The organism is Streptomyces sp. NPDC045956, assembly GCF_056430705.1.
Genome location: NZ_JBWKKZ010000010.1, coordinates 157,857 through 181,059 on the forward strand (window position 1 = coordinate 157,857; position 23,203 = coordinate 181,059).

At 71.5% G+C, this 23,203-nt stretch carries 22 protein-coding genes and 1 pseudogene; 11 read left to right on the top strand and 12 right to left on the bottom strand.

What is annotated here, in order from left to right; genetic code table 11:
- The 3 genes from AC07FV_RS25870 to AC07FV_RS25880 are packed head-to-tail and all read right to left on the bottom strand — an operon-like array spanning nt 1 to nt 2,608.
- Nucleotides 1-807: an MlaE family ABC transporter permease gene (locus AC07FV_RS25870; RefSeq protein WP_479089628.1), complete on the bottom strand. Its 807-nt coding sequence runs from the start codon at nt 805-807 to the stop codon at nt 1-3.
- Between the two features lie 5 nt (nt 808-812).
- Nucleotides 813-1,577 (bottom strand): MlaE family ABC transporter permease, encoded by a 765-nt coding sequence (locus tag AC07FV_RS25875; RefSeq protein WP_053141558.1) that lies wholly within the window; start codon nt 1,575-1,577, stop codon nt 813-815.
- A complete protein-coding gene (locus AC07FV_RS25880; protein ID WP_479089629.1) occupies nt 1,574-2,608 on the bottom strand; it encodes an ABC transporter ATP-binding protein in 1,035 nt (344 codons plus the stop codon). Before AC07FV_RS25880 ends, AC07FV_RS25875 begins: the two co-directional genes overlap by 4 nt.
- Nucleotides 2,609-3,339: 731 nt before the next feature.
- Between AC07FV_RS25880 and AC07FV_RS25885 the strand changes: the two genes are divergently transcribed.
- The 9 genes from AC07FV_RS25885 (at nt 3,340) to AC07FV_RS25925 (ending at nt 12,354) form a co-directional block, all read left to right on the top strand.
- On the top strand, nt 3,340-3,972 hold the full coding sequence (locus tag AC07FV_RS25885; protein ID WP_479089630.1) for a hypothetical protein: 633 nt from the start codon (nt 3,340-3,342) through the stop codon (nt 3,970-3,972).
- Nucleotides 3,973-4,086: 114 nt separating this feature from the next.
- Nucleotides 4,087-5,667, top strand: a complete 1,581-nt coding sequence (locus AC07FV_RS25890; RefSeq protein ID WP_479089631.1) for a DUF6801 domain-containing protein — start codon at nt 4,087-4,089, stop codon at nt 5,665-5,667.
- A gap of 100 nt (nt 5,668-5,767) precedes the next feature.
- Nucleotides 5,768-6,718: a hypothetical protein gene (locus AC07FV_RS25895; RefSeq protein ID WP_479089632.1), complete on the top strand. Its 951-nt coding sequence runs from the start codon at nt 5,768-5,770 to the stop codon at nt 6,716-6,718.
- 213 nt (nt 6,719-6,931) lie between these two features.
- Entirely contained in the window at nt 6,932-8,140 is a 1,209-nt protein-coding gene (locus tag AC07FV_RS25900) for a PucR-like N-terminal domain-containing protein (RefSeq protein ID WP_479089633.1), read from the top strand.
- 338 nt (nt 8,141-8,478) lie between these two features.
- Nucleotides 8,479-8,985 (top strand): DUF2617 family protein, encoded by a 507-nt coding sequence (locus AC07FV_RS25905; RefSeq protein ID WP_479089634.1) that lies wholly within the window; start codon nt 8,479-8,481, stop codon nt 8,983-8,985.
- Complete coding sequence (locus AC07FV_RS25910) at nt 8,982-9,383, top strand: DUF4247 domain-containing protein (protein WP_356610339.1); 402 nt, start codon at nt 8,982-8,984, stop codon at nt 9,381-9,383. Before AC07FV_RS25905 ends, AC07FV_RS25910 begins: the two co-directional genes overlap by 4 nt.
- Nucleotides 9,384-9,439: 56 nt before the next feature.
- Nucleotides 9,440-9,877, top strand: a complete 438-nt coding sequence (locus tag AC07FV_RS25915; RefSeq protein ID WP_479089635.1) for a DUF350 domain-containing protein — start codon at nt 9,440-9,442, stop codon at nt 9,875-9,877.
- A 10-nt stretch (nt 9,878-9,887) separates the two neighbouring features.
- Nucleotides 9,888-11,486, top strand: a complete 1,599-nt coding sequence (locus AC07FV_RS25920; RefSeq protein WP_479089636.1) for a polyamine aminopropyltransferase — start codon at nt 9,888-9,890, stop codon at nt 11,484-11,486.
- A gap of 133 nt (nt 11,487-11,619) precedes the next feature.
- Nucleotides 11,620-12,354, top strand: a complete 735-nt coding sequence (locus AC07FV_RS25925) for a D-Ala-D-Ala carboxypeptidase family metallohydrolase (RefSeq protein ID WP_479089637.1) — start codon at nt 11,620-11,622, stop codon at nt 12,352-12,354.
- A gap of 89 nt (nt 12,355-12,443) precedes the next feature.
- On the opposite strand, the pseudogene AC07FV_RS25930 reads toward AC07FV_RS25925, so the two are convergent.
- From AC07FV_RS25930 to AC07FV_RS25970, 9 genes and pseudogenes are all read right to left on the bottom strand, one after another.
- A pseudogene (locus AC07FV_RS25930) lies at nt 12,444-12,596 on the bottom strand (phosphotransferase-like protein); the annotation flags it as partial.
- Nucleotides 12,597-12,646: 50 nt separating this feature from the next.
- Nucleotides 12,647-12,985 carry an STAS domain-containing protein gene (locus tag AC07FV_RS25935; RefSeq protein ID WP_479089638.1) on the bottom strand — a complete coding sequence of 113 codons (339 nt, stop codon included), beginning with the start codon at nt 12,983-12,985 and terminating at the stop codon, nt 12,647-12,649.
- Complete coding sequence (locus AC07FV_RS25940) at nt 12,982-14,268, bottom strand: PP2C family protein-serine/threonine phosphatase (protein ID WP_479089639.1); 1,287 nt, start codon at nt 14,266-14,268, stop codon at nt 12,982-12,984. The genes AC07FV_RS25935 and AC07FV_RS25940 overlap by 4 nt, the downstream gene beginning before the upstream one ends.
- Nucleotides 14,268-15,071, bottom strand: a complete 804-nt coding sequence (locus AC07FV_RS25945) for an alpha/beta fold hydrolase (RefSeq protein WP_479089640.1) — start codon at nt 15,069-15,071, stop codon at nt 14,268-14,270. Before AC07FV_RS25945 ends, AC07FV_RS25940 begins: the two co-directional genes overlap by 1 nt.
- Before the next feature lie 121 nt (nt 15,072-15,192).
- Nucleotides 15,193-15,549 carry an STAS domain-containing protein gene (locus AC07FV_RS25950; protein WP_479089641.1) on the bottom strand — a complete coding sequence of 119 codons (357 nt, stop codon included), beginning with the start codon at nt 15,547-15,549 and terminating at the stop codon, nt 15,193-15,195.
- A gap of 129 nt (nt 15,550-15,678) precedes the next feature.
- On the bottom strand, nt 15,679-16,437 hold the full coding sequence (locus AC07FV_RS25955) for an IclR family transcriptional regulator (RefSeq protein WP_383635673.1): 759 nt from the start codon (nt 16,435-16,437) through the stop codon (nt 15,679-15,681).
- A 225-nt stretch (nt 16,438-16,662) separates the two neighbouring features.
- Nucleotides 16,663-16,935, bottom strand: coding sequence for a DUF4190 domain-containing protein (locus AC07FV_RS25960; RefSeq protein ID WP_384694704.1), 273 nt, complete (start codon nt 16,933-16,935; stop codon nt 16,663-16,665).
- A 162-nt stretch (nt 16,936-17,097) separates the two neighbouring features.
- Nucleotides 17,098-19,014, bottom strand: coding sequence for an ABC transporter ATP-binding protein (locus AC07FV_RS25965; protein WP_479089642.1), 1,917 nt, complete (start codon nt 19,012-19,014; stop codon nt 17,098-17,100).
- Between the two features lie 152 nt (nt 19,015-19,166).
- A complete protein-coding gene (locus AC07FV_RS25970; protein ID WP_479089643.1) occupies nt 19,167-20,711 on the bottom strand; it encodes a fused MFS/spermidine synthase in 1,545 nt (514 codons plus the stop codon).
- A gap of 380 nt (nt 20,712-21,091) precedes the next feature.
- Here AC07FV_RS25970 and AC07FV_RS25975 point away from each other — a divergent pair, with 380 nt between their 5' ends.
- Entirely contained in the window at nt 21,092-22,450 is a 1,359-nt protein-coding gene (locus AC07FV_RS25975; protein WP_479089644.1) for an enolase C-terminal domain-like protein, read from the top strand.
- Complete coding sequence (locus tag AC07FV_RS25980) at nt 22,447-23,202, top strand: SDR family NAD(P)-dependent oxidoreductase (protein ID WP_479089645.1); 756 nt, start codon at nt 22,447-22,449, stop codon at nt 23,200-23,202. Before AC07FV_RS25975 ends, AC07FV_RS25980 begins: the two co-directional genes overlap by 4 nt.
- Nucleotide 23,203 lies beyond the last annotated feature (1 nt).

Consider the following 23,203-nt stretch of genomic DNA (forward strand, 5'->3'; position numbering starts at 1 on the left):
TCAGCCCGCCACCTTCACGGTCGTGGTGGCGCCCCACAGGGCCAGCGACAGGAAGAAGTCGGTGACGCTGATCAGCACGATGGCGTTGCGCACCGACCGGCCGACGGCCGTGCCGACGCCGGCCGGGCCGCCGGTGGCGCGGTAGCCGTAGTAGCAGTGGGCGACGATCACCATCACGCTGAAGATGAACACCTTCAGGACGGACAGCAGCACGTCCGTGGGTGAGAGGAACAGGTTGAAGTAGTGGTCGTAGGTGCCCCGGGACTGGCCGTTGAAGAGGACCGTGACGTACCGGGAGGCCAGGTAGGAGGAGACCAGCCCGATGGCGTACAGGGGGATGATGGCGACGACGCCGGCGATGATGCGGGTGGTGACCAGGTAGGGCAGGGAGCGGATGCCCATGCCTTCGAGGGCGTCGACCTCCTCGTTGATGCGCATGGCGCCGAGTTGGGCGGTGAAGCCGGCGCCCACGGTCGCGGACAGGGCGAGTCCGGCGACGAGCGGCGCGATCTCGCGGGTGTTGAAGTAGGCGGAGACGAAGCCGGTGAAGGCGGCGGTGCCGATCTGGTCAAGGGCCGCGTAGCCCTGGAGGCCGACGACGGTGCCCGTGAACAGGGTCATCGCGATCATCACGCCGATGGTGCCGCCGACGACCCCGAGGCCACCGGTGCCGAAGGCGACCTCGGCGAGGAGCCGCTGCACCTCCTTGAGGTAGCGGCGCAGGGTCCGCGGGATCCACAGCAGGGAACGGACGTAGAACAGGAGTTGGTCGCCGGAGCGGTCGAGCCAGACGAGCGGGGAGGCCACGGACCTCAGCCTCCCTTCGGCGGGACGAGTTGGAGGTAGACGCCCGTCATCACCATGTTGACGAAGAACAGCAGCAGGAAGGTGATGACGACGGACTGGTTGACCGCGTCGCCGACGCCCTTGGGGCCGCCGCGCGGGTTCAGGCCCCGGTAGGCGGCGACGACGCCCGCGATGAACCCGAAGACCAGGGCCTTGAGTTCGCTGACGTAGAGGTCGGGCAGCTGGGCGAGGGCGGAGAAGCTGGAGAGGTAGGCGCCGGGGGTGCCGTCCTGGAGGAAGACGTTGAAGACGTAGCCGCCGAGGATGCCGACCACGGAGACCAGGCCGTTGAGCAGCACCGCGACACCCATGGTGGCCAGGACCCGGGGGACCACCAGGCGCTGCACGGGCGAGACGCCCATGACCTCCATGGCGTCAAGCTCCTCGCGGATGGTGCGCGAGCCGAGGTCGGCGCAGATGGCGGAGCCGGCCGCGCCCGCGATCAGCAGGGCGACGATCAGTGGGCTGGCCTGCTGCACGACGGCCAGCACGCTGGCGCCGCCGGTGAAGGACTGGGCGCCGAGCTGCTGGGTGAGCGAGCCGACCTGGAGGGCGATCACGGCGCCGAACGGGATCGAGACCAGGGCCGCGGGCAGGATCGTGACACTGGCGATGAACCAGAACTGCTCCACGAACTCCCGGAACTGGAACGGCCGCCGGAAGATCGCCCGGGCCACCTCGGCGGCGAGCGCGAAGAGCCGACCGGTCTGCCGCAGGGCACCGGTGATCATGTGCCGCTCCCGGTGGCCGGCATCCGGAGCGTCGGGGCGGTGGCGCCGGGCGCGGTGGGCCCGGTGGCCGCGGAGGTCGCGTAGGTGCGTTCGATGGCGGTGCGGGCGGCGGGCGGCAGCCTGTCGAGCATGCCCAGCACCCGCTCCCGGCGCCGGGTGACGGCGCGGCGCGGCGGGAGCCCGGGGGACGGCTCCAGCTGGGGGGTGATCTCCCGGGGGCCGTCGGCGCCGCGCCCCCCGGCGGCCTCGGCGGCGAGGGTGGCGGCGTCCTTCTCCTCCGACATCCCGATCGGTCCCTCGCGGCGGCCGGCCAGGAACTGGGCCACGACCGGCTCCTCGCTGGTGAGGAGTACCTCGCGCGGGCCGAAGGTGACCAGTTCGCGCCGGAAGAGCATGCCCATGTTGTCGGGGACCGTGGCGGCGATGTCGAGGTTGTGGGTGACGATGAGCATCGTCGCGTCGATCTGCGCGTTCAGGTCGATCAGCAGCTGGGAGAGGTAGGCGGTGCGGACGGGGTCGAGTCCGGAGTCGGGTTCGTCGCACAGGATGATCTGCGGATCGAGCACGAGCGCGCGGGCGAGTCCGGCCCGCTTGCGCATGCCGCCGCTGATCTCTCCGGGCAACTTGCCCTCGGCGCCCAGCAGACCGACGACCTCGATCCGCTCCATGACGATGCGGCGGATCTCCGCCTCTTTCTTCCGGGTGTGCTCGCGCAACGGAAAGGCGATGTTGTCGAAGAGGGACATGGAACCGAAAAGGGCGCCGTCCTGGAACATGAGCCCGAATTTCTTGCGGGTCTCGTAGATATCGCGCTCCGGGCTGTTCACCATGTCGACGCCGTCGATGAGGACGCGGCCGTGCTCCGGTTTCAGCAGTCCGATGAGCGACTTGAGGAACACCGTCTTTCCGGTGCCGGACGGACCGAGCATGACGCTCACCTCTCCGGCCGGCAGGGTGAGGCTCACGTCCTGCCAGATCTTCTGCCTGCCGAAGGACTTGGTGAGGCCCTCGACCACTACTTCGATTCCCATATCACCTCCAAAGCAGGTGAGAGCGGTGCGTGCCGCGGAGCGCACGCCGAGTCGCTGCGCGGTGTGCTGACAACCGGTGGGACGCCGGCCTCCTCGCCTTTTGTCACTGCGTGGACAAGTCGCGTCCGGCGCTTTGTCCGCCGGGTGCGGGGCAGGGTCGCGCGGCTCCGGGAGGGAGGAGCTCCACGCGGCCCTGCCGACGGATGTCCGCCCCTGAAGGAGGGCAAGGCCGGAAAACATCCATCGCGCCTCCTCGGCATGGGGGGGCACCCACCAGGAGATCAGCGCCGTGCCCGGCACGCTACGGCTGAGTAACCTGAGCGGGCAAGAGGAGGATCCGACTTTCCCGAAGGATTCGGTTGAGCCATCGCGCGTTTGTCAGCGCGGCGACAAATACGCCCCTTCTTCTTGTCACTCGGTGAGTACGGAAGGGCCGGCCGGCGCCCGTGGACCGTCCCCCACCTCCCCCGGAGCGGTCCGGCCGCGAACCGTGCGCAGGCGCCTTACTTAGCAGCGGATGACTATGCCGGGCTCCGGAGCGCTCACTTGGGGAACAGATATTTCACGTTCTCCAAAGAATCATGACCGACGCCATTGTTCGCCTAAGTTTCCCGCAAGTAACGTCGTGGCTCGCGGTCGAGGATTTCCGGACCGCACCGCGCCCGTCCCCACTCCACAGGTACGGGCGAGATCCCTCTCTGCCGGTCAATCCACAAGGGAGTCCCCACGTCATGAAGAAGTCCCTGTCAAGAATTTCCGTCGTGGCGGGCGCGGGTGCCGCCGCCTTCGCCATGACCATCGGCCCCGCCTCGGCCGTCCCGTCGACGGTCTGGACCGTCACCCCGTCGCCGGCCAACTTCTCGGCGACCAACAGCGGGAACATCGTGCTGACCGCCAACATCCCGATGACGTGTACGACGTCCAGCGCCTCGGGCACCATGGCGAGCGCCACCGGCAACCCCGCGACCGTGGCCAGCATCAACGCCATCAACTTCGGCACCAGCGGCGCGCCGTGCACCAGCGTCCTGGGCAACGTCACGACCGTCGCGACCACGCCCTGGACCGTCGTCGCCCAGGACTACACCGCGGCCACCGGTGTGACCAAGGGCTACGTCGGCAACGTCAAGGCCAAGGTCACCGCCGGCGCCTGCGTGTTCAACGTGCAGGGCAAGGCCACCGCCACCTACACCAACTCGACCGGCATCCTCGCGGTCGCGAGTGTCAGCGGCGACCTGGTCGTCACCTCGGCCTCCGGTTGCGGCTCCGTGGTCACCACCGCCACCAAGCCCACCTTCAAGGGCAACTACGCGGTCAAGGTCACGGGCACCACCACCATCCCGAAGATCGTCGGGTCCAACCCGTAAGCAGGAGGGCGGCTCGCCGCCCGGCCGGTGACCCCGGCCGGACGTGCGGGCCGCCGGCACGCCGCAGCCGCCACCGGCCGTGCGGACCGTGGAACGACCCGAGCGGAGTGAGAGATGACAGGCCCCCGTACCGCCGTCCGACGGACGGTCCGCAGCCGCGCCCGCAGCGCGGCGATCGCCGCGTTCGTCGTGCTGGCGGCCACCGTGCCGGCGGCGGCGGGGGCGGCCGGTACGCAGGAGGTCGATGCCGATCTGCCGTACACGTGCCTGTTCCCTTCCGGGCAGCAGCCCGCGACGGTCAGGGTCTCGGCGGCCTTCCCCGAGCGGGTGGCGCCCGGTGAGCCGATCGAGCCCTCGGACGTGACCACGACCGTCGAGCTGCCGGAGCCGGCGGTGGCGGACCTCACGGCGCTGGGCGCCTCCGGTGTGCGGGCCGCGACCCGGCTCTCGGTCGGCGTGGCGCAGGGCGGGGCCACCGCCGAGGCGACGTGGCGCGGCGGCACGGAACCCACGCAACTGACCGCGACCGGACCGCTGACGCTGACCGCGACGGGGGACGTGCCCTCGGTGACCGGCCGGAAGGCGGGCGAACTGACCATGACCGCCGGTGGCTTCGCCCTGGACCTGGCCCTGACCACGTCGGAGGGCGGCTCCACCGATCCCGCCTCGGTGACCGTCGACTGCACCCTCGCCGACGAGGCACCGGACGGCGGACGGCTCGCCACCGTCCAGGTCGGCACGGACGAGGAAGGCCCCGCGGGCACCCCCAGCGGCTCGCCCTCCGGATCCCCCTCCGCCTCCGGGACGCCGGGAGAACCGACGGACGAACCGGCGGAGCGCCAGGGCGAACGCGCCCCGAAGGTCGCCGAGCCCGCGCCGGACGGCGGCACCGCCGCCGAGCGGACGGCACCGCCCTGCAAGTACGACGACAAGTACCCGGCCGGCCCGATGTCCCTGAACGCCTACATCACCGGCTACTCGAACGTGAACAAGCTCGACGGCGCCGCGCTGGTCCCGCCGTTCTGCACGCTCATCACCCAGGGCGAGCCCGAGTTCGAGTTCTTCCCGGACTTCAGCGGCGCCTACATCAGGCAGCACTCCACCGCGGACCTGTACTACCAGCAGCGCAAGGAGACCCCTCCCTTCCAGGGGACCTTCCTCACCTTCGACTTCACTCCGACCACGGCCACGATGGTGCTGGAGCAGACGGGTCCGATGACCATCGACTCGAACGGCACCACCGACTTCCTCTTCACCAGCACGGACACCTATGTCCGCGCGCCGGTCGTGCTGCGTGTGACGTCCCTGAAGGTGAACGGAACCCCGCTGGACGTGGGGGCCGAGTGCCGGACGAGGACGTCCCTCGTCTCTCCGGAGCCGGACCCGGAGAAGTACCCCGGCGACCACCTGGTCCTGCACGGCCGGGGCGAACAGGTCACCGGTGAACCCGCCACCGGCTACCTGCTGCTCTCCGGCGGTCCGCTGACGGGCGAGGTCACCATCCCGGCCTTCACGGGCTGCGGCACCGCGGAGGGCGAGGACCTCGACCGCCTGCTCACGGCCTCCGTCTCCGGTCCCGGCAACTACGTCAAGCAGATCCAGGGGCAGGCCTGCTACGTCTGGGCCGAGGAGCCCAACCCGGACGAGTGCACCCCCGACCGGCAGCCCCTGGAGATCCCGGTGGCCGAGCGCTGACCGTCCTCGCGCCGTACCGCCCCGCCCCCCGGATCCGTCCGCACCCTTCAAGTGCAGCTTCGCCCGCACCCTCCCATCCCCTGACACGGAAGGCCTCATCATGCGGTTCTCCCTCGGCGCCAGAGTCGCCACCACCGCCACCGCTCTCGGTACCGCCCTCGGCGCCTTCGCCTCCATGGGCACGGCGACCGCGGCGGCGGCCGCCGTGCCCAACGGCGAGTGGGCGCCCTTCACCCGCTGTCCCGTGGACGCTCCGGCGATGCTGGCCGCCGACGGTCTGGCCCGCACCCCGCAGTGTGTGGTCTCCACCTCGCCGAGCGGCTCCATCAAGCTGGGCAAGACCACGGTGACCACGGGCAGAACCAACCTCCAGATCGGCGTCGTCCAGAACTCCGACGGGACCAGCACCGTGGTGGCCCCCGCCGGCGGCGCCCTCGTCGCCGACTCCGCGACCGTCCCCGGCGGACTGCTCGGGCTGATGTGCCCGAGCAACATCCCCGCGATCACGGCCATCTGCGAGCAGCTCAGCAACAGCACGCTCAACAAGATCACGGCGACGGTGGAGTCCGTGGGCGCCCCCTACGACTTCGACCAGACCGCCGGCATCCTGACCGACCAGCCGATCGTCGCCCTCCCGGTCCGCATCCACCTGGAGAACCCGTTCCTCGGCAGCAAGTGCTACATCGGCTCCGCGGCCAAGCCGATCGTGCTGCGCCCGGAGAACCGGCAGTTCCCCGAGTTCGGCATGTCGTTCTTCCGGGGTGACGGCACGGTCGCCGAGGACGGTGAGATGAGCCGCATCAACCTCACCGGGGCCACGCAGAACGACAGCTCCTTCGCCGTGCCCGGTGCCAGCGGCTGCGGGCTCGGCCTGTTCGGCCTGATCGACGCGGCGGTCAACGCCAAGACCGGGCTGCCCTCCGCCGCCGGGAACAACAGCCTGACGCTCAACAACGCCCAGACCCACCTCGCCGGCCTGAACGCTCCCGGCACGGTGGCCCCCGACGCGGGCAAGCACCTCTCGCGGAACTGGCACTCCGCCGTCGAGTAATGGCCGCGGGACGGCGATTCCCAGCCGTACCGGGAGCCCCGCCGCGTCCCACCGCATCTAAATGTGCACAGACTGTGTACGTCCCAACGAACTTGATTTAGCTTCAGCAGCCCAGCCACACATCACGTCAAGTCCGGTCGTGTGCCTCCTTCGTGAAGGACCGGGGCACACGACCGGTGCACCGTGGGCACCGGAGAGCAAGGGACGGCACTCATGCCTTCAACCACGCGGCCGCCGGAGGTCGGTGAACCGCTAGAACCGCTCCCCAAGGAGTTCGCCGCCTTCATGCGGCCCGAGTTACCCGGCCTCATGAAGGAGATCGGCGCCGAGGTCACCCGTGCCTACCCGGTGTACGGGCGGCTGCTCAACGGACCCAACGCCGACGCCATCCGCCAAGGCGTCGAACAGGCCCTGTACGCGTTCGTGGACCGCGTCGCCGATCCCGGCAAGAACGCCGCGCTCCGCGACGAACTGCTGCGCAGGTTCGGCCGCGTGGAAGCGTACGAGGGCCGCGAACTGGACACCCTCCAGGGGGCGTACCGGCTCGGCGCGCGCATCGCCCTGCGCCGGGCGAGGGCCGTGGGCCAGCAGTACCGCCTCTCCCCCACCCTGGTCCTCGCCTTCGCCGACGCTCTGTTCGCCTACGTCGAGGAGCTGGAGCAGATCTCCCGCGAGGGCTACGTCGAGGTGCAGTCGCGGGCCTCCTCCGAGGTGCCGGCACAGCGCAGACGGCTCCTCCACCTGATCCTCACCGGACCTCCGCTCCCGCAGGCCCTCTCCGGTCTCTGCGAGGCGGCCGCCTGGCCGCTGCCCGCCGACGTCACCCTGGTCGCCCTGCGCCCGCCGCTCCCCGAGCACCTCCAGGCCGGGCTGGCCGACGACGTCCTCTTCGACCTGGACATCCCCCATCCGCACCTGCTGATACCCGGAGCCCTCACCCCCGAGCGGCTGGCCATGCTCGACGCCGCCCTGGCGGGCGCGCACGCCGTGCTGGGGCTGACCGTACCGCTGGCCCAGGCGGCCGACTCCGTCCGCTGGGCGCGCCGTGTGCTCAAGCTGATCGACGAGGGTGTGGTGGCCGACGCCCCCGTGGTCCGCTGCCAGGACCACCTGGTGACGCTGTGGCTCCTGTCGGACCCGGCGCTCGTCACCCACCTCGCGGCCGCGGAACTGGCCCCCATCGAGCAGCTGCCGGCCAGCCGCCGCGACCGGCTCGTGGAGACCCTGCGCGTGCACGTCTCGACGCGCGCGCCGGCGGAACAGGTGGGCGAGATGCTGGGCGTGCACGCCCAGACCGTGCGCTACCGCCTGCGGAACCTGGACGCCCTCCTGGGCGACCGCCTCGCCGACCCGGACCACCGCTTCGCCCTCGAGGCCACACTGCGCGCCCTGCACCTGCTCTCCCGCGAGCCCGGGAAGTAGGGGCGGGCCGGGGGCGACGGTCACCGGCGCGGCGCCGCGACCCGGTCGACGGGACCTCCGCGACACCGGCGCGGACCGCAGCACCGGGCATCACCCCAAAGGCCCGGCCACCCCCTGCACGGAGTCGGCGGGTGGCCGGTCTCCTCGGCTACGAGCACGCGGCCGGGACACTTCACCGGCGGCGCACACGGCGGACCGGCAGCGCGGCCTGCTCCCTCCTCGGGCGCGCGGTGCACCCGGCGGACGCACGTCGCGAGGGCCCCACCGACCGGCCGCTCGCTCTCATGTGCCATACTCGGCGCCGCTCATAGCAATATCGGACCGGGGGGCCGCGCCGCGTGCACGCTGTATCTCTGCAAGCTCCCTACCTGGACACGGCCGCGGACCAGCTCTGCTTCTCTCTGGACCTGACCGAACGGCCCGCGCTGGCCGAACGCGAGGTGCTCGTGGGGGGACTGGCCGTACGCATGAGACTGCTCGGTGCCTCGCACCAGGTCTTCGCCGGACCGGTGCGGGAGACGGTGGCCTGTCTGCCACGGGCCGTACGGGGGCTGCCCGCCCGGCACACCCGGCAGTCGGCCGGCTGGTCCTACGTCTTCGGCGCCACCACCGCCCGCCTGGGCCCCGACGAGTTCAGCGCGCGGGTGGCGGAGATCCTGGCCCGGGTCGCCGACGCCGAGCACAGTCTGTGCGGAGTCTTCCCCGGTTCGCCCGAGGCGGTGACGGCCGTGGTCGTCGAGGCGTCCGCCGAGCCGTCCCCTGCCGGACTGGCGTGGCGCACCTGGCACACCTATCCGCAGGACGGGCACATCGTATCGACCCACACCCGGCTGGAGGCCCGATGAACAGCGCCCGACTCGTCCGCGGAGCGGTGGCGGCCACGCTGGTCGCGCTCCTGCTCTCGGCCTGCTCGAGCGACGGGGACGACGGCGTCCCCCGCTCCTGGATCCGCGACACCTACACCGTCAGCGGGTCCCGGTGGATCGACAAGGACAGTTCCCCGTCCCGGGTCTCCGACGCCATCCACAAGCACCGCAAGGCCCTCGACCGGTCCTCCGGGGGCGGCAAGCGCTTCCTGCGCTACGGCGACGACATGGTGACCGTCTCGCCGTACCGGGGCGGCAGCCTCATCGAGATCGAGGACTACCGCAACGGCTACCGGCGTCACCAGCAGCACCTCGTCAACTGGCCGAACCCGAACAGCCAGAGTTACCGCGGCGGCGGCCCCGGCGAAGGCAAGTGACACCGGAGCGCGACACCGCCTCCCCACCCTGACAACGCCCCCAGAAAGGCAACCCAGTGACCGAGATATTCGAGTCGGCCGGCCAGGCCCTGCTCTACGGGGTCGTGGGCCTCGCCGTGATGGCCGTCGGCTTCGTCGCCCTCGACCTCGTCACCCCCGGCAAGCTCTTCCACGTGGTGTGGCGGGATCGCAACCGCGGGGCGGCCGTGCTGCTGGGCAGCCAGTCCGTCGCGGTGGGTCTGGTCATCATGGAGGCGATCCGCGCCAGCGAGTCGGAGAAGGGACTGGGCGAAGGCCTGCTCAGCACGCTCCTCTACGGCCTGGCCGGCGTCCTGGTGATGACGCTGGTCGGCATCGTGATCGGCATGCTCACTCCGGGACAGATGGGCGCGGTCGCCCTGGACGACGGCGACGACCGCCCGCACCCCGCCGCCTGGGTCCAGGCCGGCATGTATCTGGGCACCGCCTTCATGGTCGGCGCGGCCCTCTCCTAGGACCGTACCCATGAGCTCCACCGCCCTCGGCGACCGCGACACCGCGACGCCGCAGAGCCCCCCGGCCGGCCGTCCGACCCGGGGGGCTCGGTTCCTCCTGCTGCTCGCCGTCTTCCTCTGCGCGGCCTGCGGCCTCGTCTACGAACTGGCCCTGACCGCGCTGGGCAGTTACCTCATCGGCAACTCGGTGCTCCAGACCTCCGTGGTCATCTCCGTGATGGTCTTCGCCATGGGCCTGGGCTCCCTGGCCGCGAAGCCGTTCCGCAACCACGCCGTCGTCGCGTTCGCGGTGCTGGAGGGGGCCCTGGCCCTGATCGGCGGCCTGTCCGTCCTCGGGCTGTACGCGGCCTTCGCCTGGCTCCAGCTCTACATGCCCGCGATGATCCTGGTGTCGCTGGTGATCGGCCTGCTGATCGGCGCCGAGATCCCGCTGCTGATGACCCTGCTCCAGCGGATCCGCCGGCAGGAGGCGAGCAGCGCCGTCGCCGACATGTTCGCCGTCGACTACATCGGCGCCCTCGTGGGCGGCCTGTGCTTCCCCCTGCTCCTGCTCCCGACCTTCGGCCAGTTGAAGGGCGCGCTGGTGGTCGGCGCGGTCAACGCGGTCGCCGGCGTCATCGTCGTGGTGTTCATCTTCCGGCGCGAGACCCGTCGCGCGGTGCGGGCCTGCCTGCTGGCCGGCGTCACCGCGGTGCTCGCCGTGCTCGGCACGGCGTACGTGCTGGCGGACGACCTGGAGGTCACCGCGCGGCAGCACATGTACGCCGACCCCATCGTGCACTCCGAGACCACGCAGTACCAGGACATCGTGATCACCCGCGCCACCGCCTTCACCGGTGACCCCGACCTGCGGCTCTTCCTCAACGGCGACCTCCAGTTCAGCTCGGTCGACGAGTACCGGTACCACGAGTCGCTGGTCCACCCCGCGTTGTCGGGCCGCCGCTCCCACGTACTGATCATGGGCGGGGGCGACGGGCTCGCGCTGCGCGAGGTGCTGCGCTACGACGACGTCGAGCACGTGACCCTGGTCGAACTGGACCCCGCCATGACCCGGTTGGCCCGGACCTACGAGCCCCTGCGCGAGCTGAACGGCGACGCGCTGGAGGACCCACGGGTCGAGGTGGTCAACGCCGACGCCTTCAACTGGCTGCGCGACGCGCGGCAGCGGTACGACTCCGTGATCATCGACTTCCCCGACCCGGACTCGGCGTCGCTGGCGAAGCTGTACTCGGTGGAGTTCTACCATCTGCTCGGCCGGGTCCTGGAGCCGCAGGGCAAGGTCATGGTGCAGAGCGGGTCGCCGTTCTTCGCCCCGAAGACGTACTGGTCGATCGCGAAGACGATCGAGGCGGCGGGGTACGCGACGACGGAGTTCCAGGTCGACGTGCCGAGCTTCGGCAACTGGGGCTTCGTGCTCGCCGCCGACGGCGCCGCTCCCCCGCCGCTGAGGCTCGCCGCGGACGTCCCGAAGCTGCGCTACCTGGACGAGGCGGTCCTGCGCGCGGCGACCGTGTTCCCCGTCGACCGCCGTCGCGCCGACGTACGGCCGAGCACCCTCATGGACCCCGCGGTCCTCGAGTACGTCCTGGACGAGTGGCGCAACTACTGAACCCGTCGGCGGCGGTGCTCACGGACAGCCGCCGGGACGGGGATCTCCTTTCCCGGCGGCGCCGTTGACGCGCGTAGCTCGTTGCCCCAGGCTGGGCTTCGGTTGTTGTCGACTCAACGGTCGGGAGGCCGGGATGATCAGACGCGTGTCACGCCTGCTTCTCTCTCTTGTCATGCTCACGTCCGGTGCGGTGATCGGGGTGGGCGCCACCGCCGGCACCGCGCACGCCGACTCCTGCTACACGTGGAACCGCACCCTCTCCCAAGGGTCGTCGGGCAGCGACGTGACCCAGCTCCAGATCCGCGTCGCCGGGTGGGTGACCTCCGGTGAACGACTCTCCTACGACGGCCAGTACGGCGCGCGGACGGCCGCCGCGGTCAAGAAGTTCCAGGCCGCGTACGGTCTGGGTGCGGACGGGGTCGCCGGAGCCGCGACCTTCAGCAAGATCTACTCCCTTCAGGACGCCGACTGCACACCCGTGCACTTCACCTACGCCGAACTCAACAAGTGCAACTCCGACTGGTCCGGCGGCGCGGTCTCCGCGGCCACCGCCAAGTCGAACGCGCTGAAGACCATGTGGAAGCTGGAGGCGATGCGGCACGCCCTGGGCGATGTGCCCCTGACCGTCTCCAGCGGCTTCCGCTCCCGCGCGTGCAACAACGCGGTCGGCGGGTCCGCCACCAGCCGTCACCTGTACGGCGACGCGGCCGACCTGGTCGGCTCGCCGTCCCTGTGCCGGCTCGCCCAGCAGTCCAGGACCCACGGCTTCTCCGAGATCCTCGGCCCGGGCTACCCCGGACACAACGACCACACCCACGTGGCGTTCGACCCGTCGCCGTACTGGTCGGCCCCCACCTGCGGCATCTGACCCGGCCAGGAGACCGGCACGGGCCGGCGGGCGCTCGGCACGGGTCTCGTGCCGAGCGCCCGCCCGCGGGCGCGTCGGGCCCCCGGGTGCATGGAGGCGGGCATCGCCTCGACCAGCGTGTCCGTACCCAGGGCGAGCCGGGGATCCGGCAGGACCGCCTGCAGACACCGGACGATCCCGGACTTCCCCGAGCTGGAGCCACCGTTGAGAACGACACCTGAGTCGTCACGGCGCCCGAGCAGAGGCCCGGGGCGGGCGGCGAATACGCGTCGTCGACCGGTCGGTGCGGCGGTCAGTACCGCGAGGCCGCGTCGCTGTCGGGGAGGAGCCCGAAGACCTGGTCGAGGCCGACCATGCGCAGCACGCGGAGGGTGTGGTCGGGGACCGCGGCCAGTGCGACGTCGGCCTCCGCGGCCAGGGCGTGGTTGCGGGCGACGATCAGGGCGGTGATCCCGCTGGAGTCGCAGAACTCCATGCCGGCCAGATCCAGGACGAGGAGCTGGCCCGGCCGGAGGGTGAGCGTGGTGAGCAGTTCCCGCAGCCGGCCGGCGGTGGCGTAGTCGAGGTCGCCGAAGATCGACAGCACGGGTCCGGCCGGGGCGTCTCGGGTGGTGATCTTCATGGGGCTCATTCGGTGGCTCGAGTCTGCGGGGCAGGGGCGGGGACACCCAGGGTGAGAAGGGCGGTGTCGTCGTCGAGGCCGTCGCCGAAACCGTCCAGCAGGCCGGTCAGGGCGTGCAGGACGGCCTGCGGGGACTCGCCGGCGTGGCCGGCGGCGAAGTCGCGCAGGGCCTCCTCCCCGAAGAGGCTGTTGCGGTCCTCGCCGGTACGGGCCTCGGTCAGACCGTCGGTGTACAGCACGAGGGAGTCCCCGGGGCCGAGGACGGTCGTGGCGGTGACGAAGGTGGCAGCCGGAAGGACGCCCACGAGGAGGCCGCCGGGGGTGGGCAGGAAGTCCGCCGTCCCGTCCGCACGCAGGACGAGGGCGGGGGGATGCCCTCCGGAACCGATGCGGACCCTGACCTGACCGGTGGCGGGGTCGGGTTCGAGGACGCCGAAGACGACGGTGCAGTAGCGCGGGTCACCGCCGGTGTAACGCTCGTGCAGGACCCGGTTGAGCGTTGTCAGGGCGGAGACGGGGTCCGGGTCGTGCACAGCGGCGGCGCGCAGGGTGTAGCGGGTCAGGGAGGTGACCGCGGCCGCCTGGGGCCCCTTTCCGCACACGTCGCCGAGGAAGAAGGCGAAGCGTTTGTCGTCGATGCGGAAGAGGTCGTAGAAGTCACCGCCGAGCCGGTCGGGCGAGGCGGTGCGGTAGTGCGCGGCCGCCTCCACCCCGGGTACGGGCGGCAGGGTGGCCGGCAGCAGCGACTGCTGGAGCACGGCGAGGGCGTCCTGCAGCCGGGCGCGATCGGCTTCAGCCGCCTTGTGTGCCTCCTCCGCCGCCCTGCGGGCCCGCAGGAGTTCCTCCTCGTAGGCGCGGCGGTCCCGGGCGTCGAAGACGGTGGTGCGGATCAGCTGGGGCTCGCCGGTGCTGCCGTACTTGACGGCGGAGGAGACGAACACGGGTATGCGGCCGCCGCCGGTCTGCTTGAGATCCAGCGCCACCCCGCTGATCTCCCCCTGCATGCGCAGCAGCGGCGCGAAGTGCGTCTCGTGGTAGAGCTTGCCGCCGACGGTCAGCAGGTCCGTGAACCGCATCCGGCCCACCACCTGCTCCCGCTCCAGGCCCAGCCAGTCCAGCAGGGTGCTGTTGATCTTGGCGATGACGCCGTCCATCAGTGTGGACAGGTAGCCGCAGGGCGCGCTCTCGTACAGCTCCTCCGCGCTGTCCTCCAGCAACGACGCGAACACCGCACCCGCCGCGTCCGGGTTCCCGGGGTCGTACGGGTCGGGTTGCTGGTCCGTGCGACACATCACTGGAGGCGCTCGAGGAACTCGACGATGGCCTCGTTGGTCGCCTCCGGGGCGGACAGGTGCGGGCAGTGCCCGGTGGCGTCGAGGGTGACCAGCTCCGAGCCCGAGATCGCCTCGTGGACGAAGGCGCCGACCTCGCGCGGAGCGATGGCGTCCTGGGTGCACTCCAGCACCAGCGTCGGCACCGCCACGGCCTTCAGGTCGTCCCGCGAGTCCGACAGGAACGTGGTGCGGGCGAAGACACGTGCCATGTCGGGGTCGGTGGCGCAGAAGCTGTTCTTCAGCTCCTCACCCAGCTCGGGCCGGTCCCCGTTGCCCATGATCACCGGTGCCATGGCGGCCGACCAGCCCAGATAGTTCGACTCCAGGGACGCCAGCAGCTCGTCGATGTCCTCGGCACTGAAGCCGCCCCGGTAGTCCCCGTCGTCCACGTAGCGGGGGGACGGCGCGACCATGATCAGCGCCCCGATCCGCTCCGGGACCAGCGCGGCCGCCAGTACGCCGATCATCGCGCTCACCGAGTGCCCCACGAACACGGCGTCCCGCAGGTCCAGCGCCTCGCAGACGTCCACCACGTCCCGGGCGTAGCCGTCCAGCGTTCCGTAGCGGTCCTCGGAGAACGAGGCCAGGTCCGAGCGGCCCGAGCCCACGTAGTCGAAGAGCACCACGCGGTAGTCGCGAGCCAGGGCGGGCACCGTCAGCCGCCACATGTTCTGATCGCAACCGAATCCGTGCGCCAGGACCACCGTGCGCCCCTCGGGGTTACCGGTGATCGTGACGTTGTTCCTGCGATCGATATCCATACGCCTACTCTCTCAGGTCCCGAGCGCCTACCCGCGCGGGCCCGTGTCACCCCACGTCATCCCCGCCTCTTGCGCACGCGTCGCGCACACGGCCCGAGAGGCGCGGCGTCGAGCGGCGAGGTCAGTGCCGCGGGCGGGGCCAGTCGGCCAGCTCCTCGGCTCCGGCGCGCCGCGCGGTGGCCTCGCCCACGGAGTCGTGGAAGGAGTAGACGGGGCGCAGCCCGCCGAGGGAGAAGACGCGCAGCAGCCGCTCGTCGTCACAGGCGATGCGCAGCGAGCCGTGACGGGCCCGGATGTGCTTGGTGACCGCGACGATCATGCCGAGCCCGGCCGAGTCCAGGAACGGGGCACCGCACAGGTCCAGGACGAAGTGCCGATGGCCGTCGGCCAGCAGCCGGACCACCGCGGCCCGCACGACGGGGGCGTAGGCGATGTCGATCTCGCCGCTGGCGTCGACGACGGTCCAGCCGTTCGTCACGCGGCATCCGACCGATCCGTACGATCCCACGAAGCCCTGCTCACACACGTATCTTTCCCTCACATCGCCGGCTGCATCCGTTCCCTCCAGGAGACGGGTCACGGGTGCCCGGTCACAAGGGCCCCGTTTTCAGATGGTGAGCGAGAGCCCGCGGGACACGCGCTCCGCGGTGGCGACCAGCCGCGTCACGGCGGCTTCGAGGCGGTCGGTGCGGCCGGCCCGGACCGATATGCCGAGCGCGCCGATGGTGTCGCCCTGGCGGACGGGCACCGCCACGCACGCGGTGCCGAGGGCGTACTCCTCGACGTCGGTGACGGCGGGCGCCTGTGCCGCGGCGTCGAGGCGCCGGAGCAGTTCCGCGCGGTAGGTGATGGTGCGCGGGGTGAGATCGTTGAGCGCGTGACGGGAGAGGTAGTCGGCGCGGGCCTCCGCGTCCAGGTCGCGCAGCACGCACTTTCCCAGCGCCGTGGCGTGTCCCGCGTCCTCGAAACCGACCCACAGGTCCACGCGCGGGGCCTTCGGGCCGTCCACGATCTCCGCGACCCGGATCTCACCCTCCTCGTAGAAGGTCAGATAGGCCGCGGCGGACAGTCCGTCGCGCAGCTCCGTGAGGGTCGGACGGACCCTGCTGAGGGCCGCCTGCTCGCGGCTCCCGCCGTGCAGCGCGCCCAGTTTCTCGCCGAGGACGAACGTGCCGTCGTCGAGTTTGCGCACGTAGCCGTCGTGCACCATCGTGCGCAGCAGGTGGTAGGTCGTGGCCGGCGCCAGGCCGGTCTCGCGTGCCAGCTGCTTGGCCGGGACGCCGCCCTCGTGCGCACCCACGGCCTCCATGAGCCGGAAGGCTCGCTGGACCGACGAGATGAGCGTGGGGCCGTCCTTACCACCCATCTCTCCACCCTGCTCGCGCGCACCGGCGCCCGCAAGTCCGCCGGCGGACACCGGAGCGGAGGGGGACGAGGCCCGGGCCCGGGACCACAGACCCCGCACGCGTCGCCCCGGTCCGCCTGCGCCGCCTCCCGATCCGGGCCGGGCGCTGGGCCGGGCGAGGTCGGTCTGGCGGGCGGGCGGTACCGGGGCGGGTGCGGGACGTGGGTGCGGCCGCGAGGGCCCGGGTCAGCCCACGTTCCAGGTGAAGCTACCGCCGTTGTTGGCCGCCACGGTGAACATGACGATCATGAGGATGATGTCGACCACTCCGAGGCCGATGGCCCACTTCGCCATCATGGAGCCGGTCTGACGCAGCGCGACGGCGCCGAAGATGATGGCCAGCGGGCCCAGGATGATCGGGAGCAGGAACAGGCCGACGATGCCGCAGACCAGTCCCGCGATGGCCAGTCCGCTCGTACGGCTCGTCTTGTGCGCGCTCGTTCGGCTGTAGGTCGACATCGTTTTCTCCCCAACTGATGCGGTTGGTTTCCTTTGCTCTTTCGGTTCCCTTCTGGTTGCCCGTCCTGGCCGGTTCATGCCTGTCCGGATGAACGTCAAATACTTCCGCCCGGCCGGGAGTTGCCCGGCGCCGGTGCGGTCCCCCCGGTCACATCCCCCCGGTCACATCGCGCCGGGACCGGAGCCGGCCCGGGGTGCCGTGGGCCGGCCGGTGCCGGGCGGCGGCCGGAGCGGTGCCGGCAGGCCGACGACGCCGGCCACGGGCGGGACCTCGTCCGCCTCCGGGTCGGCGCTCTCGCCGAGGAAGCCTCCGGACTGGTGCTGCCACAGCTTGGCGTAGGCACCCGCCGAGGCGAGCAGTTCCGCGTGGGTGCCCTGCTCGACGACGCTGCCGTGGTCGAGGACGACCAGCCGGTCCATGCCGGCCACGGTGCTCAGCCGGTGGGCGACCACGAGAGCCGTACGTCCCTCCATCAGCCGCCACAGAGCGTCCTGGACGAGGAGTTCGCTCTCCGAGTCCAGCGCGCTGGTCGCCTCGTCGAGCAGCAGGACCGGTGCGTCCCGCAGCAGCGCCCTGGCCAGTGCGACCCGTTGACGCTGGCCGCCGGACAGCTTCACCCCCCGCTCCCCCACCAGCGTGGCGAAACCCTCCGGGAGCTGCTCCGCGAACTCGGTGACGTGCGCGGCCGCGGCCGCGGCGTGGATCTCCCGGTCGGTGGCGCCCGGCCGGGCGAAGGCGATGTTGTCCCGCAGGGTGCGGTGGAACATCGCCGGTTCCTGCGGCACGTAGGCGATCAGTGAGCGCAGCTCGGCCTGGCGGAGCCGGCTGATGTCCTGGCCGCCGATCAGGATGCGGCCGGCGTCGATGTCCGCCATCCTCAGCAGGAGCCGGGTGAGGGTCGTCTTGCCGCCGCCGGACCTGCCGACGAGCCCGACCCGTGCGCCGCCGGGAACGTCCAGGTCCAGCCCCTGGAAGATCGGTTTCGCTCCCGCGTGCGCGAAGGTCACCGCCTCGAAGCGGACACCCGCGTCCCCCGGTGCGAGGGGTTCGGGGTCGGCCGGGTCCAGCACGGTGGGAGGTTCCAGCAGCAGCTCGGTGAACTGTGCGGCCTCGGTCATCGAACTCTCCAGACGCCGGTAGATCTGGTTGAACTCGAACATGATCTGGGTCGCGTTGGAGTAGTAGGTGAAGGCGACGACGATCCCCTCCACTCCCTGGCCCGACCCGGCGAAGGCGATGGCCACCAGGAGACCCAGCACGTTCGTCAGCACGGACATGGGGGCGACCAGCGTGTCGACGCGCAGGTTGCCGTAGTCCCACGACTTCAGCGTCAGGCGCCGCGACTCCGCGACGTGGCTGCGGTGTTCGTCGGCCTCCCGGCGCTCGGCCGCGAACGCCCGGATGGTCTCCATGTTCACGAGACTGTCGGCGACGTGTCCGGAGACCCGGGCGACCGCCACCTCGCGCTCGTTGACGAGGGCCTGCCGGCGGCGGATGAGCGGCGTGGCGGCCACCACCGTCAGGGCGATCATCAGGAGCAGGCCGGCGACGAGCAGCGGTTCGTAGTGCCAGAGCACGACGGCGCCGAAGACCAGCGGCACGAGACTGCCGATGATCCGGTACGTCAGGGTGTCGACGAAGTCCTCGAAGCGCCTGCCGAAGCTCAGCACCCGTTTCGTCAGGGAGCCGGCGAAGTTGTCGTGGAAGAACGCGGCGTCCTTGGCGAGGAGTTCGTCCATGCCGAGTACGTACAGGTGTTCCGAGCCGCGGGCGTCGACGCGGTTCAGGCAGTGCTGCCCGACGCGCCACACTGCTTCGGCGAGCAGCAGCACGGCACCGAACCCGAGTACGTACGGCAGCGCCGAGGCGAGGGTGATGCCGCCGTCGGCGGCCTGGCCCGCCAGTTTGGCGACGAGCAGGGGGGCGACGTAGCGGATGCCGATGTTCCCCACGGCCGGAAGCAGCAGGGCGGGCAGGGCCGTTCGTCGTTGTCGGAGCAGTTCCATGCCGTAGTGGCGCAGCGCGAGGACCACCGCGCTCTTGCCCGGCGTCGGCCTTTGGGTGTCTTTTGTCGCCATCACACTCCCGAGGTTGGGAGTCAGCAGTCTTCCGTCGCGCGACGACGGCAGTCCAGGCATTTACCGCGGACGGGCGACAATCGGACACCCCACCCCGTCGGGGAGCGTCCCCGCACGCCGACGGGGTGGGGAGCCCGTGCGCCGTCGGCCGCTCACTCTCCCGAGCCCGAACCGACCGGCTGGAGAAGCTGGTCGACCGGCGCGTGGTCGTCGGTGAGCGGTCGGGCGTCGCCGGTCCAGGCGCTGAGGGCACCGCCGGTGACGATCTTCCACCCGGTCCGCCGGGCGTCGAGCGCCTCCCGCACGGCGCGCGGGTCGAGCGGCCGGCCGGAGGCGAGGAGCACCATGTTGCCCCCGTCGGGCGTGACGGTCGGGTCCAGGCCGATGTCGGCCGGTTCGCCGATGAGGGCGACGTGTGCGAAGGTCGCGTCCAAGGTGGCCGCTTCGGCGCGGGCGAAGGCCATGTCGCCGTGGTCGATCAGGTTGGCGACGTACAGGCCGTCCTCGTCGAGCACCCGCCGGACGTCCGTCATCGCCTCCACCGTGGTGAGGTGCCACGGCACGCTGACGCCCCCGAAGGCGTCGCCGACGACGAGGTCCCGGCTGCCGGTGTCCAGTCGCCGCAGGCCGAGCCTGCCGTCCTCGGTGCGCACGTCGAGGCCGGCCTGGGGTTGCGCACCGAGCAGTTCACGGTTGACGCGCAGGACGCCGCCGTCGATCTCGGACACCAGGCTGCGCGTTCCGGGCCGCTCGGCCGCGAGGTACCGGGGGAAGGTGAGTCCGCCCCCGCCCAGGTGGTGGGCGACGAGCGGCTCCTCCTCGGGGAACGCGGCGTCGACGACCGCGGCGAAGGCGCGCACGTACGTGAACTTCAGGTAGGTCGGGTCGTCGAGGTCGACGTAGGAGTGCCGCACGCCGTCCAGCACGAGGGTGCGTCCGCCCTCCCGGCCGGGATCGGCGACGACCCGCACGCAGTGGTACTTGGTCTCCGTGTCGCAGCCGCCGGGCGCGATGCCGGCGGCGAGGCCGCCGGCCAGGACCGCGAGCGCCAGGGCCGGGGTGCCGCTCCACCCGCGGGTGCGCCACCCGACCAGCGCCGAGCCGAGCACCAGCAGGGTTCCGAGACCGATCAGGATGCCGCTGACCGGCCAGCGCGACACGAGGACGAAGCCGGTCAGCACGGTGCCGGCGATGGCGCCGGCCGTACCGACGCCGGACAGCCGGCCGACGACCGTTCCGGTCTCCGCGAGGCTCGTCAGACGCAGCTTGGTCACGATCGGCGTCACGGCGGACAGCAGGGCGCCCGGCACGAGGATGGTGAGCGACGCGATCAGCAGCAGCGCCACCGGTGCCCATTCCGCCGTGGTGCGCAGCACCGCGGGGGTGAGGGCCACGACGACGCCCGAGAGCCCGAGGCAGGGGCCCACGAGCCGACGTGGGTCGACCTGGTCGGCGAGGCGCCCACCGAGCCAGGAGCCGAGGGCGATCGCGGTGAGGGCGATCCCGATCACCATGGTGCTGGTCTCGAGGGTGAGACCGAGATAGGGAGCCAGCAGCCGCAGGGCGACGATCTCGACCACGAGCACGGCGGCCGAGGAGGCGAACACCAGCCCGGCAGCGGTGCGGGGGCCCGGACCGCGACTGGGCGGCGCGCCGTCGGTGGCGGGCAGGGAGGACGAAGCGGTCACGGGCCACATCCTCGCACGCGGCGGTCACGGGCGGTGACGGAACGTGAGCCGTCGTCGGCGCGAAACGGCACGGGTGGGCCGCCCAACCGGTCGGGCGGCAAGGCAAGACGGCACGGCGCGGGGAGAACGATCCGGCGATCGGGCACGGGCGACGCGGACCTAGGCCCCCTCCGCCCCGCGGCTTGCAGAGCGTCGTGCCGAACATGGCATTCCTATACGATCCCGCGCTCGCCGGAGCTTGACGACGGTGATCCTGACACGGGTCTTGACGTGAGGAGTGACTCTGACCGAGCATCACGAGAACTGAATCCTATGGGATCTGATCCGGTGGGCGTCCCGGCGGTGAGGCGAGGGACGGTCAGTGCCGGACCGGACGCGTGAAGAGGGCGATGGACAGCAACCGCACGCCGCGCATCACGGACGTCGAGGTCGTCGACATCCGCTTCCCCACCTCACGCGCACTCGACGGCTCCGACGCGATGAACCCCGACCCCGACTACTCGGCCGCCTACGTCGTCCTGCGCACCGACGCGGCTCGGGGACCGGGCGGCCCGCTGGAGGGACACGCCTTCGCGTTCACCATCGGACGCGGCAACGAGGTGCAGACGGCGGCCGTCGCCGCGCTGCGCGAGCACGTCGTCGGTCTGTCCGTGGACGCCGTGTGCGCCGACCCCGCGGTGGTGAGCCGGGCCCTGAACGGTGACAGCCAACTGCGCTGGCTCGGACCGGAGAAGGGCGTGATGCACATGGCGGTCGGCGCCGTCGTCAACGCCGTCTGGGACCTGGCGGCCAGACGGGCCGGCCGACCGGTGTGGAAGCTCCTCTCGGACGCCGAACCGGAATGGCTGGCCGACCAGGTGGACTACCGCTACATCGAGGACACGCTCAGCCGCGCGGACGCCGTCGCGCTGCTCCGCGCGGGCAAGGAGGGCGCCGCCGACCGCGAGGCGCTGCTGCTCTCCCGCGGGTACCCGGCGTACACCACCTCCCCCGGCTGGCTCGGCTACTCCGACCGGAAGCTCGTGCGGCTCGCGAGGCAGGCCGTCGCCGACGGCTTCACCCAGATCAAGCTCAAGGTGGGTGCCGACCTCGCCGACGACGTCCGCAGGCTGCGCGCGGCCCGCGCCGCGGTCGGCCCGGACATCCGCATCGCCGTCGACGCCAACCAGCGGTGGAACATCGGCGAGGCCATCGAGTGGACCAACGCGCTGGCCGACAGCGATCCGTACTGGATCGAGGAGCCCACCAGCCCCGACGACGTCCTCGGTCACGCGGCCGTGCGCCGGGGCGTGGCACCCGTCAAGGTCGCCACCGGGGAACACGTGCACAACCGCGTCGTCTTCAAGCAACTGCTCCAGGCCGACGCGGTCGACGTGGTGCAGATCGACGCGGCACGCGTGGGCGGCGTCAACGAGAACCTGGCCGTGCTGCTGCTCGCCGCCGCCTTCGGTGTCCCGGTCTGCCCGCACGCGGGCGGTGTCGGCCTGTGCGAGCTGGTGCGGCACCTGGCGATGTTCGACTTCGTCGCCCTGAGCGGCACGACCGACGACCGGGTCATCGAGTACGTCGACCACCTGCACGAGCATTTCGAGGATCCCGCGGTCGTCTCCGGCGGTCATTACACGGCGCCCACGTCGCCCGGCTTCTCGTCCCGGATGCGCCCGGAGACGATCAGCACGTACCGCTATCCCGACGGCTCCTTCTGGGCCGCCGACCTCGCCGGTCAGGGGAAGGACCTCCGTACATGAGGGAACTGTCGGGCCGCACGGCCCTGGTGACCGGCGGTGCCTCCGGCATCGGCCGGGCCACCGCGGACCTGCTGGTCGCCCGCGGCGCCGACGTCGCCGTACTCGACATCGACCCGTCCGCGGTCGGCGGGCCGTTGCGCGGCTACGTCGCCGACGTGTCCGACGACGCCTCCGTACGCGCCGCCGTCGCCGCCGCCGCCCGCGACCTCGGCTCCCTCGACATCCTGGTCAACAACGCCGGCATCGGGGCCACGGGCACGGTCGAGGACAACGACGACGCCGAGTGGCACCGGGTCCTCGACGTCAACGTCCTCGGCATCGTCCGCACCACCCGGGCCGCCCTGCCCCACCTGCGCGCCTCCACGTACGCGGCCGTCGTCAACACGTGCTCGATCGCGGCCACCGCCGGGCTTCCGCAGCGCGCCCTGTACAGCGCGAGCAAGGGTGCCGTGCAGGCCCTCACCCTCGCCATGGCGGCCGACCACGTCCGCGAGGGCATCCGCGTCAACTGCGTGAACCCGGGGACGGTGGACACCCCGTGGGTGGGGCGCCTCCTCGAACGGGCGGCAAACCCCGCCGCCGAGCGGGCCGCGCTCGACGCCCGCCAGCCCGTCGGCCGCCTGATCTCCGCCGACGAGGTCGCCGCCGCGATCGTGTACCTGGCGAGCCCGGCCGCGGCCGGTGTCACGGGCACCTCCCTCGCCGTGGACGGCGGCATGCAGGGACTGCGGATGCGCCCGGAGGGACGGTGAC

What these genes read in the sequence shown, in the direction of transcription:
- AC07FV_RS25945 (WP_479089640.1), bottom strand. Translation starts at nt 15,071, where the DNA reads ATGGATATCGATCGCAGGAACAACGTCACGATCACCGGTAACCCCGAG.
- AC07FV_RS25875 (WP_053141558.1), bottom strand. Translation starts at nt 1,577, where the DNA reads ATGATCACCGGTGCCCTGCGGCAGACCGGTCGGCTCTTCGCGCTCGCC.
- AC07FV_RS25900 (WP_479089633.1), top strand. Translation starts at nt 6,932, where the DNA reads ATGCCTTCAACCACGCGGCCGCCGGAGGTCGGTGAACCGCTAGAACCG.
- AC07FV_RS25885 (WP_479089630.1), top strand. Translation starts at nt 3,340, where the DNA reads ATGAAGAAGTCCCTGTCAAGAATTTCCGTCGTGGCGGGCGCGGGTGCC.
- AC07FV_RS25970 (WP_479089643.1), bottom strand. Translation starts at nt 20,711, where the DNA reads ATGTGGCCCGTGACCGCTTCGTCCTCCCTGCCCGCCACCGACGGCGCG.
- AC07FV_RS25925 (WP_479089637.1), top strand. Translation starts at nt 11,620, where the DNA reads ATGATCAGACGCGTGTCACGCCTGCTTCTCTCTCTTGTCATGCTCACG.
- AC07FV_RS25980 (WP_479089645.1), top strand. Translation starts at nt 22,447, where the DNA reads ATGAGGGAACTGTCGGGCCGCACGGCCCTGGTGACCGGCGGTGCCTCC.
- AC07FV_RS25975 (WP_479089644.1), top strand. Translation starts at nt 21,092, where the DNA reads ATGGACAGCAACCGCACGCCGCGCATCACGGACGTCGAGGTCGTCGAC.
- AC07FV_RS25890 (WP_479089631.1), top strand. Translation starts at nt 4,087, where the DNA reads ATGACAGGCCCCCGTACCGCCGTCCGACGGACGGTCCGCAGCCGCGCC.
- AC07FV_RS25880 (WP_479089629.1), bottom strand. Translation starts at nt 2,608, where the DNA reads ATGGGAATCGAAGTAGTGGTCGAGGGCCTCACCAAGTCCTTCGGCAGG.
- AC07FV_RS25960 (WP_384694704.1), bottom strand. Translation starts at nt 16,935, where the DNA reads ATGTCGACCTACAGCCGAACGAGCGCGCACAAGACGAGCCGTACGAGC.
- AC07FV_RS25965 (WP_479089642.1), bottom strand. Translation starts at nt 19,014, where the DNA reads ATGGCGACAAAAGACACCCAAAGGCCGACGCCGGGCAAGAGCGCGGTG.
- AC07FV_RS25910 (WP_356610339.1), top strand. Translation starts at nt 8,982, where the DNA reads ATGAACAGCGCCCGACTCGTCCGCGGAGCGGTGGCGGCCACGCTGGTC.
- AC07FV_RS25955 (WP_383635673.1), bottom strand. Translation starts at nt 16,437, where the DNA reads ATGGGTGGTAAGGACGGCCCCACGCTCATCTCGTCGGTCCAGCGAGCC.
- AC07FV_RS25920 (WP_479089636.1), top strand. Translation starts at nt 9,888, where the DNA reads ATGAGCTCCACCGCCCTCGGCGACCGCGACACCGCGACGCCGCAGAGC.
- AC07FV_RS25895 (WP_479089632.1), top strand. Translation starts at nt 5,768, where the DNA reads ATGCGGTTCTCCCTCGGCGCCAGAGTCGCCACCACCGCCACCGCTCTC.
- AC07FV_RS25940 (WP_479089639.1), bottom strand. Translation starts at nt 14,268, where the DNA reads ATGTGTCGCACGGACCAGCAACCCGACCCGTACGACCCCGGGAACCCG.
- AC07FV_RS25935 (WP_479089638.1), bottom strand. Translation starts at nt 12,985, where the DNA reads ATGAGCCCCATGAAGATCACCACCCGAGACGCCCCGGCCGGACCCGTG.